The organism is Candidatus Neomarinimicrobiota bacterium (assembly GCA_021157965.1).
GTDB lineage: Bacteria > Fidelibacterota > Fidelibacteria > Fidelibacterales > Fidelibacteraceae > Fidelibacter.
Genome location: JAGGVO010000039.1, coordinates 36,156 through 48,379, shown reverse-complemented (window position 1 = coordinate 48,379; position 12,224 = coordinate 36,156). Strand labels below are relative to the sequence as shown.

Below are 12,224 nucleotides of genomic sequence, written 5' to 3'. Positions count from 1 at the left end.
ATTTTCCCTGCCGGAACCTGCACAGATCACCCTGAATATTTACGACATCACCGGCCGTTTGGTGGAACAACTCATAAATCAAAACACAGCCGCCGGATATCATACTGTCTCCTGGAATGCGTCGCGATACAGTTCGGGAATTTATTTTGCCCGGATGCAGGCGGGGGATTTTATGCAGACAAAGAAGATGGTGTTGATGAAATAGGCGGCAGTCAACAGTCAACAGTCATCAGTCAACAGTCAACAGTCGGCAGTTGTCAGTCGACAGTTCCCAAGCCCCAACGCCCGCTAATCCACGAAAACACACCAGCCGCACAGCGGCACTAACTTCCGGTCACCGAGTAGGCCGCCAACAGGCGGACGTATCGAGATGCCAGCTTCCAACTTCCAAAAAGGCACAAAGTGCCACTAACTTTCAGCTTCTGTATTCACATTAATCAGACAATATTTCCTTAAAGACAGGGACTTTGCAAGCATCATATCCCGGGAAATTATCTCAGCTATGAAAAATACTGAATAACAGATTCCGAAAATGTCTTGGATTTAAAACGCCAATCGAAGTATTTTTCAGAGAAAATCATGTTGCACTTAATACTTAAAGCCAAAGTAACAGAAAATCTTCAATTCTAAACATATCTATTACCTGGACAGTGTCTGTCTTAATACTATAAAAAAAGAAAAAAAAAGTATGCTGCATAAAGCTTATCCGGATGTCTTTTTGGGGCAGAAACTCCAAATACTGAAAGCACAGGAGGATTGAGTCATGGAAACACCATTTCGCGCAATGACTGATGCGGAAATTAAGCATCTTAAATCTAATGGATGCACGTGTGAAGAATGGGGGCAGATTCAAGTGAAAGACGGCTTCGATCCGAGTCGCGTTCGCGCGGTCAATTTTTCAGGAACCATCCGACTTGGCCGATACGATGGGGAGCGCACGTTGTTCGGCGGATTAAAGCGTCCCACCGGGATTTACTCGGCGACTCTGCACAATTGTCATGTGGGTGACAACGTGTTGATTCATCGGGTTGAAAATTATATCGCCAATTATATCATCGAAGAAAATGTCATCATCGATACCGTCGATCTGATGGCCGTGGATGGCGAGAGTACCTTCGGAAACGGCACCGAGGTAGCTGTACTGAATGAGTCCGGCGGCCGGAAAATTCCGATTTACGACCATCTGAATGCCCAAATTGCCTATTTTCTGGCGTTGTATCGTCACCGCAAGGCGGCAATCGAGCAGTTGGAGGCGATGATCGAAAAGTATGTAGCTTCAGTGCAAGCACGTTATGGCAGGGTGGGGGCCGGTGCGCGCATTTGCCATGCACATCTCATCAAGAATGTGAAAATTGGCCCCGCAGCGGTCATCGAAGGCGCAACCCGTTTGGAAAGCGGCAGTATTAACAGTTGCGTCGATGATCCGGTGTACATCGGGCCGGGGGTGATTGCCGAGAATTTCATCGTTTGCTCGGGATCGAAAATCAGCGACAACACTCTCATTGCCGAATGTTTTGTAGGCCAGGGATGTGAATTGAACAAGCACTATTCGGCCGAAAATTCGGTTTTCTTCGCTAATTGTGCCGGGGTTCATGGCGAGGCATGCTCCATTTTTGCCGGACCTTTCACCGTGACACATCATAAATCCACATTGCTCATCGCCGGACTCTTTTCTTTTCTGAATGCCGGGAGCGGATCGAATCAGAGCAACCATATGTACAAATTGGGACCATTGCACCAGGGGATCGTGGAACGGGGTTCCAAGACGACCAGCGATTCGTACATGTTATGGCCGGCGCATGTCGGGCCTTTTACCTTGGTCATGGGCCGGCACTACCGCAATTCCGATACCTCGGATTTGCCCTTTTCCTACCTGATTGAATCCAACGACGAAAGTGTACTCATCCCGGGCGTTAATTTGCGCAGCGTAGGTACCGTACGTGATGCCCGCAAATGGCCTAAACGCGATAAACGCAAGGATCCTGACCAACTCGATTTTATCAATTACTACCTGCTGAGCCCGTTCACCATTCAGAAAATGATCACTGGTCGGCGGATTCTTCAGGAATTGACACACACATCCGGAGAAACATCCGATTTTTACAGCTACAACAACGTAAAAATCAAGAATTCTTCGTTGATCAATGGAATTACATTTTATGAAATCGGGATTATCAAATTCCTGGGGAATACACTGATCAGACGATTGAAGGATCGGGAGTTCGCTTCCGTGGCGGAACTGCGACGGGTTTTAAAGGCCGAATCCGACATCGGAAAAGGCAAATGGTTGGATTTGGTGGGCTTGATCGCGCCGAATAAGGTTATCCATGCCTTATTAACCGACATCGAATCGGGGCGTATCGACAGTCTTGACGGCGTTATGAAAGCTCTGCGACACATTCATGAAAATTACCCGATCTATGAATGGAATTGGACCATCCAGCATCTGGAAAATCATCTCGGCAAAAGTGTCAACGCTTTCACGCCGGAAGATATCATCGGATTTACGGAACAATGGATCTCGGCCGTCATCAAGTTAGACCACATGCTGCGTGAGGATGCCCGTAAGGAATTCAGTCTGCGTTCACAGACAGGTTTCGGTATCGATGGGGATCGAACAACCCGGGAAGAGGATTTTCTGGCCGTACGCGGTGTCTTCGATGAGAACAGCTTTGTGAAGGATATTGATGAGCACATCCGCACCAAGAGCCAACTGGCCGATGATCTGATTGCACGCATGAAAAAATTACAATGAGCACGATGCGATCATATTCTCAATGAGTTGATCCACATCTTTGGGAAGAGTGAAAGCAGGGTTTTATAGATATTATCTTTGTTAAAAAGAGATAAATTTATTAATTATTTTGTGTGTAGAGATAATAAATACAGAGATGTCATAATATGAGAAATTCTGTATTGCTATTAATTCTTTTGTTTATCACGGAATCCTTGTCTGCCCAAAACCTTGAGAGAATTCCGACTGCAGTTTTCTGTTTAAACATACCCCAGGGCTTTGTCCTGGAATCGATCAGCAGCAAGGGCTTTCAGAGTTCAGGAATCAATCATCCGGCAAATATGAATAGTGTGAATCCGGCAGCATTATATGCGTTCGAATCATTATCCGCAGGATTATCATACCAGTGGGACGCGTACAAAACGCCAAACTGGTTTGCCGATATTGAACATGGAAGAATTCACAATGCATTAGCAATAGCAATTATGCGAATCTTAGTGCTGGAATATATAAAATCAGTTGTTCATTAGATAATCAAAATTATCCATATATAGATAGTATTTATATCTGTCTTGATTTAAGAGAATCCCGGTATCCATGGACAGGTGAATTTTATGAATATAATGATTTCTATTAGTATTATGATAATGGAATATATTATTATAAATTGCTAGGAGTGAATAATTCTTGTATTCAGATACCAAATCAAAGTACAATTACTCTTAGCGAAATCTTCAATATAACAAATGGAATTAATGATTATTCTAAATTTCAGCCAACCACACCCACTAATCTTAGTATTTATTATTATCAGGGCAATCCCAAATTAGTCTGGGACTTGTCTGAGCCGTCTGAAGCAGCAATATATGATGTTTATCGAAGAAAAGGAATCAACGGTACTTTTTCGTGTATAGCTTCAGGACTGTCAACAAATGAATATATAGATTATAATATTTCTTATCCAAGTTATTTAAATCCTTCCAGTTATTATTATTACAAGATTAGAGCACGGTCTGGGGATGGACTGTTATCTTCACCTGATTATTCAAACACAGCAAGTATAAAAGAATCCGAATCAATCATTATAGAAAAAGGTAATAATGAAATATCTGAAGATTGTATGTCAAATGCTCCGGAATCATTTGATATAAAATCAATTTATCCAAACCCCTTTAATCCCGTGACGCATATAACCTTCGGTCTCCCGGCAGAATCCGGCGTGATTCTCACCATTTACACAGTGACCGGAAATTTTGTGAAGACGCAAAAGATGGTGTTGATGAAATAGGCATCAGTCGTCAGTCGTCAGTTGTCAGTCGGCAGTTGTCAGTTGTCAATCGACAGTTCCCAAGCCCCAACGCCCGTTAATCCACGAAAACACACCAGCCGTACAGCGGCACTAACTTCCGGTCACCGAGTAGGCCCCGCCTATGGCGGGGACGTATCGAGGTGCCAGCTTCCAACTTCCAAAAAAGGCACAAAGTGCCACTAACTTTCAGCTTCTGTATTCACATTAATCAGACAATATTTCCCTAAAGACAGGGACTTTGCAAGCATCATACCCCGGGAAATTATCTCAGCTATGAAAAATACTGAATAACAGATTCCGAAAATGTCTTGGATTTAAAACGCCTGCCGAAGTATTTTTTGGAGAGAGTCATGTTGCACTTAATACTTGAAGCCAAGCTGATAAATAAAATTTCCATCTCACTATATAGAAAGATGCTTATGTTTATAAACCCCCGCGGATAAAATAATCCCACACGCGATCAAATGCAAGATTATATTATTTTTAATATATAGTGTCCTTCAAAACTGAAATTCCGGAATGGCACAGTCATACAGTGTCGCCAACTTCGGATCACCGGGTAGTACACAAAGCAGACATATCTAAGTGCTGATTTCCAACTTCAATAGAAACAAATGTCTTTAGGTGCCGGACTCAATTTTCAATTCTTAATTTTATTCGATTTAACCGGTTCGAAACCGCATATCCCAATGCGCTGCTGAACACACCCACTACAAGTCCGTCAAAGCCCCAAGGTTGATTCAGGATGTAGTTCCACAGGATCATGCCACTGATTCCGCAGGCGGCGGATACGGAGAAATCCCTTGGTATGGCCTTTTTCCCCAGAATGGCAGCGATAAGAGGAATAAGAATCACCGGAGCCCAGAAATTGTAGGTAAAGAGGAGTATATCCAGGACGCTTTCAATTTTCACGGCAAAGATCACACTGGCAATGCCCAGGAAGACGGTGAAACAGCGGGCGACTCTCAGTTCCTGGTCTTGATGCAGGTTGATGAATTTTATGGGTTTGATGATATCATTGACAAAGGAGACCGTGGCGGCATTGAGGAATGAATCGGCCGAGGACATGATGATGGCAATCACGGCGGAGATCATGACCGCCCGGATACCCACCGGCAGAACGGTCCGAACGACAAAAGGCATGGCCAGATTGGCATCCAGTCCCGGATTCAATACCAGGGCCGTAAGACCAATAAGTCCGCTTGTTATAAAGAAAGGAATGGAAATAATCCCGCTCCAGAGAGTCCCTTTGGATACGGTTTTCACATCTCTGGCCAGGAGAAGGCGTTGCACATAAGGCGGGACCAGGGTTTCACCAACGACAAAGACCATGAAGAGGGATATGAAAGTCGTCCAGGTAAAACCGGCAGCGGGAATGGAAAAGTGTTGAGCCGGGACAGATTGGATGATGCCCGGGATACCGCCTGCATGGCGGACAGCCAAAATCAATGTCAGGGGAATGCCGATGATAAGGAAAACGAACTGCACGATGTCCGTCCCCACTACGCTTTTCATTCCGCCGGCTGTCACGTAAATCAGCACGATACCGATACCGATCAGGATCCCGTGAAATTTGGGGATTCCAAGAAAAACATTGAAAATATGTCCCATGGCACCGATTTGGGCCCCCAGGATCCCGGCACAGGCAATAAGGGCAAAAAAGCCCGTAAAGACCTTTGCCTTTGTCCCGTAACTTTTCTCCATGATATCACCTACGGAGATAGCCTCTTCATATCGTCCCATCCGGGGAGCAATAAAAAGGGCGATGAGAATCTGGCTCAGACTGAATCCAAAAAGAGCTACAATGTTCATGATACCGAACCGGAAGACCTTTTCTGCATTCCCCATGGAAAATCCGCCGCCGATAAAGGAAGCACTCAGGGTGGCAAAAATAATCGGTGCCGAATAGGCTTTCCCGGCAACAGCATAATCACCCAAATCTTTAATACCCCGCCCGTACCAGAGTCCGAAAAGTAAAATTCCGACGAGATAGAGAGTAATAATAACGAGATCCATGATATCCTTTCGTTTGATTTTGCTACAGGGAAGTTCAAAGTTGACAGTCACCAGTTCCCGGTCACCGAGTAGGTCGCAAAGCGGACGTATCGGGATGCCAGCATCCAGCTTCTATTTCATGTAAATCATCTTCCGGGTATCCGTAAACCCATCCGTTTTCATCCGGAGAATGTAAACGCCCGTGGAAATGGATTGCCCCAACTGGTTTGTTCCATTCCAGAGGATTTCATGACGACCTGCTTCATGATCGATGAAATGCCATTCCTTCACAATCCGGCCGGTAATGTCGTAAACCGTCAGACGAAGCGGTGAACGGACCGGCAGATCAAAGGTAATGTGGGTTGAAGGGTTGAAGGGATTGGGATAATTCTGATACAGACTGAATTCACGGGGAATTTCAGGATCCTCCGTTCCTGAAACATATTTTTCTTCCACAAGAAGAAATTTGACAGCATCAGCCCGGAGAACACTGTTCGGGTTTGTGTTTCCTCCGTTATCCTGAATACGAAGGGTGATGGAAAGGTCTTTGGGCAGATCATATTCACCAATGGATACAAAGGATCCACTGCCCTGATTCTGATCCACGACAAAGGTATCCCGGGGAGCACCGTCAACCATGATGATATAATCCGCCCGGTTGTGGGCATTGACGGTTCGGGGAACAATATACTGGATATCATAGGTTCCACTGAAGGAAAGGGTTTTGGTGAAATCGGCATGTTTATAGCTGGCATTCCCATTGGATGAAATATAAACACATCGACTGGTGGGGCCGTAAGCTGTGGCAACACTCGTAAACCAGCCGTTTCCGTATTCAGCATATCCGTCGGGATCTTCATTATCCACCAGTTTGAAAAAAGACATGGCATTGGCACTGACGGGAATTTTCACCATCGGATGCAGTGGATCATCGGTTTTAATTGTAATGGTATCAGAGTAGCTGCAAAATTCGTCCGTATAGAAAATCACCGGGACTTCACGGCTTTCCATGGGTCCCAGTGTGAGGGGGAAGCTAAGCGGAAGGGAAATTTTATCTCCATCCCATGAAGCCGATAAAACAGTCATGACATCTTTGCCTGCATTGATTAACGTAATCACCTTTTCAACCGAGTCCTGTGCGCTGATTTCTCCAAATGTGAGTACTTCGTGGTCTGTTTTGAAAAATTTATCCGCGACCAAAGGAGTAATTCTTACAACGTCCAGTCCCAGTGTCTTGTTTGTTGACAAATTTTCGAAGGTAATGGTATTACCTGTCCCTTCATTCAGTTCAAAAAAACCTGCATGTTGCCAGGCATCCGTACCTTTCAGCGGGGTTGTAAAAAGAATCGTGTCTGCAACGGTGCCGGTTTGTACAATACACCGTGCCGAATCCGTATCACTGCCGGGGCCATGGAAAAAGATGCTGTACATACGGGATTCTTTAATATCCGGTATAATTTGCACCGAACCGGGACCCTGGACTTTCCGGGCGGAGAGGTCCCACAATTCGCCGCTGACGTGGTTTGTCCAGGTACCGGATATTTCCTGGAAGACCGGATCTTCGTTATCGATGAAAAGATCATCGGGGACATAATTCAGATGGACCTTGGACTGATTTCCCACACTATCACAGACGGCAACAGAGACTTTGGCAAGATGATGGGCTGGGATGGGGTCAATGGTTTCCCACTGGTTTTCACCCGTAATTGTACAGGACAGGCGTTTATAGGTTTCGTAAATCGTCTTTATAGCGATATAGGGTTCCTCAACCTGAAAGACGGGACCGTCAGTTTCAATGGCGAACCTGATTCCGTCCGGTTCAACAATTTCATCAACAGTCAAAACAGGCGGGACGGTGTCGTCGGGATTGATCCACAGGCGCATGGCCTCGGTATCTTTACAGTATTTGAATTCCACACCGTACTGATCGGCAAATTCATGGGCAAATTCATTCAGTTTTTCCAACCCGTACAGGAAATCGGTTTGAGGCAGGTGGGACCAGAGGCAGACCATCTGATCATTCCCGTTGGCCGCTTCCTGAAACATGGTTTCCATCTCCTGCCGTGTTCTGTCTATACTGGTGAAACATACAGACCGGAGACGCCACTGATTCAGGTCTCCCTCGATCTGATAATTGTCTGCGTTGGGGTGATAGGGCACAAATGCGGAAGGGGATTCGGACCAGTCGATAATGTTGTTGGTTGGCTCGTTGTAGTCCCCGCCTTTGGCGGGATAAGCGTTGGACATGTCGAAGGGAATGAACCGTTCCTGATAGGCCTGCCAGGCATTGTCCATATAGTGCCAGCCACTTCGGAAAGAGATTGGGAAAACGTCATCCTCAATAAGAAATGTATTCAGAGTGTGTTCATAATCATCCAGATTCAGGTTAAAATCCAGCCCCTGATTGTAGTAGTAAATGCCATCGCCGTCCACATCGGACCAATGATAATTGTGATAGTGAAGAGTTAGTTGGTCATCATAGTGATCAATAGCCTCCTGATGGTACTTTTTCATCAGGTAGAGCGTGATATTGTTCCGGATGGGGATATTACAGTTTCTGGAGAGGTGAAAGACATTGCCGGCCATCATCCACCATGTCATTTTCATGGGGGTTCCATACGAATCCCGCAATTGATACCGGAAGGATGTATCCATCACCGCATATCCGTTTCTCGCAGGATCGGCATATAGAGCGCCCCGGAAATAACGATTGTCATATACCGAAATACTGAGACCTTCCCAGATGGATGTGTCCGATCCGATCACCAAATAAACCTTTCCCTTTTCCGACGCGGACCCAGGATACAGAATTCCAAAGAATAAAAGAAGCAGAATAAGATATTTTTTTATCATGAGGCTTTCCCTTTCCCTGATTATTTAATTAAAAAATTTAAGGAAATTTCTCAGGAAACAAAATAAATGAAAAAAAATGGCGGAATCGGGTAACATAAAGTCGGTACAATAAAGATTGTTTGATCTGTTATAGATGGAATTCTTTTCACTTTATAATGTTTTTAAAAGCATGATCCGTCAATCTGTCTTTCAATTCTTTTTACGCAGTGATACAGGAAGGCATAGGATAAGGTGCCGGCAATGATATTTGCTGTAAATCCTGCCCAGAAAACCCCTTTCAATGCATAGAAAGTTGCCCCGATCCAGGCGAGGGGGACATAGAGAAAGAGCATCCGCAGCATAGAAAAGAAAACTGCGGGATAGGGACGGTTCAATCCGTTGTAACTGGAAGTACTCAGCATAACCAGTCCTTGAAAGCCGTAGCTGGAACCCACGATGAAAAAAAAGCTGGCGGCAATGGCAATAACCCGGGGGTCGTCTGTAAAGATACCGGCTATATTCCGGCCGAAAAGAAGCAGAATCAGGAAAATCAGGATTCCCCAGATCATAGAGAATCCCAAGGCATAGCGAAGGGCTGAAAAGATTCTGTTGAATTTATGTTTACTGTAATTTTGTCCGATAAATATAATCAACACCGATCCCAGGGCGGCAATGACCGTCAGGGCAAACATTTCAACCCGGGATGCAACACCGAAAGCCGCTACGGCTTCCTTGCCGAATCCGGACAGGATACGGGTGATCAAACCGATGGAAAGGGGTGTGATTAACATGCCCAAAGATGCGGGTCCGGCTACATACAAGACTTTTTTCCAGGTCGCCAGAATTTCTCTTAATCGTCCCAATCGAACAGTTAAAAGTTTTTCTCGTCTGATCAAAATAATCAGGATGAATACAAAGCTCACACTCCGGGCAATGACCGTGGCCAGGGCGGCTCCACGGATGCCCATCCGGGGGAAAAAGCCGTATCCAAAGATCAAAAGTGGATCCAGAATTACATTGATAATGGCAGAATTCAACATCAACATACCCGGCATAAAGGTGTCGCCGGTGGCACGGACAATATTGTTTCCGATCATCGGGAAAACCACGAAAGGCACGCCCAGATACCAGATTTTCATATAATCACCTACATAGCCAAGAATGATGTTTTTTGCTCCCAGAACCGTGAAAAGGGGACGGATAGTAAAGAGTCCTGGGATGACAAAAAGCAGCACAATCAGAAAACCAAGCAACAATGCCCGACTGGCCATCATTTTTACAGCATGACGCTCTGCGACAATGATATGTCTGGATATAAGTGAACTGGTCCCGATGCCAATGCCCTGAGACAGACTGTTAATAAACATAACGACAGGGAAAGTAAAGCTGATGGCAGCCAGTTCCTGTACCCCCAGCCTGCCGATAAAATAAGTATCTGCAAGATTGAAAATGACCATGCCCGCCATCCCGAAAAGCATGGGCCATACCAGATTGAAAAGCTGTTTTTTGATATTGCCTTCGCTGAGATCTTTATTCCGCCGTTTCATGCTGCCTCAGTATTTCTGTCTCTGTTTAAACATGATGCTGAATTCTGTCCAGTATATAAGTAAAAATTTTTAAATTCAAACTAAAAATTCCGGGAATTTTATGCAATTTTCTTTGCTTTTAATAAAGAAAATATTGAATTGGACGAATCAGCAATTCGGTTATTTATGATTGGTCCTGGTTTCACTGGAATTTTACATGTAGGACTCTTTTAGCGCATATTTCAACACAATATCATCTTCCCGGACGCCTATATCGCGGGCAATGACTGGACATTTGGCTTTCAGAAGAAAAAAGACGGGACGGTCTGTTTCGGAAAGGCCTTCATAATTTCCCTGTCCTTTGCTGATGATCATATCTGCTTCATTGAATCGCCGGATAAAATCAGGAGTACACAATGGCAATATTGTGGATGGAGCAGGCGATCCGGATGACATGATTTCCGCCACTTTGTGTAATCCGGAGGCAATAGCATCTTCCTCGGTCACATCGTTGATTATGGGGCGCCCCCGGACTACATAGATGACTGGTTTCTGCAACGTTTCAATTAAAAGTCTGTCAAAAACCGATTCACCGGCATTATCTCCCAGATACAAAATATGCTTTGCCTTCTCCAGAACATTTCTGAAAGCATCCATGTCACAGATGGCAAAATCCTGTTCCAGGATGATATTCAAATCCCTTTCAATATGAAAATCTTTGTCCATACCCAGATCAATCACATTGCCGGCAATGGCGATTCGTACAGCCGTCAGTAACGGATCCTCAGAATTTTCCAGTAGATCCTTTAACTCAGGATAAAGGCGCTTTGCCTCGGCGATATGCGTTTTTTTTTGCTCTTTATAGGGATCATCAATTCCTGTGATTTTGCTGATTTCATCATAAATGATTAAACCCATTTCCGGCGGGGTGTGATCCATGGGGATATCTTTAATCCGGCACCCGATACGGTCCAGAAGTGCCTTGAGTTTTGTTTCATCGTCCGTGATCATCTGCCCGGCCCGCAGAGCCTGGTTGACAAAACACGGGATGCAGTTTAAAAAAGTCTTCATGTTTGCAATCCTGTTTTCATGGGAAATATTAACCGGGTGCCGGCTCCGCCTTCAATATATTTCTTCGGATACCGGCCGGCTATTTCTGCGATATGTTGTGTACAATGTGTAGGACATAAGAAGTCGATGTTTTTCAGTACCTCATACTGTTTAAAACCGTGAAATCCCCCAACTAAGGCATGGATGTGGCCATATTTTTCCGCAACCGGTATAATATGTTCAAGTCCGGGATGGGAACAGCCTGCAATCAGTAGTAAACCGGCGTCCGTTTCAATAATCAGGGATTGTTCGATGCCCATTAACTCGCCGGTGGAATGGAGCCCGTCATCAATGGTACAGGCTTCATCGATATGGATAACTTCCTTTGCACGCTTTACACCGCGGAGGGATTTAGGGACAAACACCCGGACATCGGGGTTTTCATGTAAAAAGGTTGCCAGTCCGCCGGTATGGTCGAAATGGTGGTGGGAGATAAATACGGTGTCAATTTGTTTCGGATCTATCCCCATCCGTTCCATGTTTTGCAGCAGGATCTGTCCGTCCGATCCCGTATCAAACAAAATATGTTTTTTCCCTGCTTCGATGATTGCAGAAAATCCCCAATCGGCTGTCAAATCTTTTTGCCGGCTGGTATTGTCGTATACAATGTATAATGAAACGTGTTTCATGAGATTATGTGTCCTGTATTTTTAAATGCCTTTAAATCTAGGCAATATAACTTGTAATCCAAATTACAATTCATATCCTGAGAGGCGAT

The 12,224-nt window shown here is 44.9% G+C and carries 9 protein-coding genes; 4 read left to right on the top strand and 5 right to left on the bottom strand.

The window, feature by feature from the left end; all coding sequences use genetic code 11:
- From J7K63_05110 to J7K63_05095, 4 genes are all read left to right on the top strand, one after another.
- The coding region (locus J7K63_05110) for a T9SS type A sorting domain-containing protein (protein ID MCD6234396.1) at positions 1-205 on the top strand (205 nt) is incomplete at its 5' end.
- A gap of 558 nt (positions 206-763) precedes the next feature.
- Positions 764-2,755: a DUF4954 family protein gene (locus J7K63_05105; GenBank protein ID MCD6234395.1), complete on the top strand. Its 1,992-nt coding sequence runs from the start codon at positions 764-766 to the stop codon at positions 2,753-2,755.
- A gap of 146 nt (positions 2,756-2,901) precedes the next feature.
- On the top strand, positions 2,902-3,264 hold the full coding sequence (locus J7K63_05100) for a hypothetical protein (protein ID MCD6234394.1): 363 nt from the start codon (positions 2,902-2,904) through the stop codon (positions 3,262-3,264).
- Positions 3,265-3,401: 137 nt separating this feature from the next.
- Positions 3,402-4,022 carry a hypothetical protein gene (locus tag J7K63_05095; GenBank protein ID MCD6234393.1) on the top strand — a complete coding sequence of 207 codons (621 nt, stop codon included), beginning with the start codon at positions 3,402-3,404 and terminating at the stop codon, positions 4,020-4,022.
- A gap of 654 nt (positions 4,023-4,676) precedes the next feature.
- Here J7K63_05095 and J7K63_05090 read toward each other — a convergent pair.
- The 5 genes from J7K63_05090 to J7K63_05070 all read right to left on the bottom strand — a co-directional run bounded on the left by J7K63_05090 (position 4,677) and on the right by J7K63_05070 (position 12,135).
- On the bottom strand, positions 4,677-6,059 hold the full coding sequence (locus J7K63_05090) for a sodium:solute symporter family protein (GenBank protein ID MCD6234392.1): 1,383 nt from the start codon (positions 6,057-6,059) through the stop codon (positions 4,677-4,679).
- Positions 6,060-6,170: 111 nt separating this feature from the next.
- The gene (locus J7K63_05085) at positions 6,171-8,891 is read right to left on the bottom strand and encodes a T9SS type A sorting domain-containing protein (protein ID MCD6234391.1); all 2,721 of its coding nucleotides are present in this window, start codon (positions 8,889-8,891) and stop codon (positions 6,171-6,173) included.
- A gap of 161 nt (positions 8,892-9,052) precedes the next feature.
- On the bottom strand, positions 9,053-10,417 hold the full coding sequence (locus tag J7K63_05080) for an MATE family efflux transporter (GenBank protein ID MCD6234390.1): 1,365 nt from the start codon (positions 10,415-10,417) through the stop codon (positions 9,053-9,055).
- A 192-nt stretch (positions 10,418-10,609) separates the two neighbouring features.
- Positions 10,610-11,467 carry a DUF89 family protein gene (locus tag J7K63_05075; protein ID MCD6234389.1) on the bottom strand — a complete coding sequence of 286 codons (858 nt, stop codon included), beginning with the start codon at positions 11,465-11,467 and terminating at the stop codon, positions 10,610-10,612.
- On the bottom strand, positions 11,464-12,135 hold the full coding sequence (locus J7K63_05070) for an MBL fold metallo-hydrolase (GenBank protein MCD6234388.1): 672 nt from the start codon (positions 12,133-12,135) through the stop codon (positions 11,464-11,466). The genes J7K63_05075 and J7K63_05070 overlap by 4 nt, the downstream gene beginning before the upstream one ends.
- Positions 12,136-12,224 lie beyond the last annotated feature (89 nt).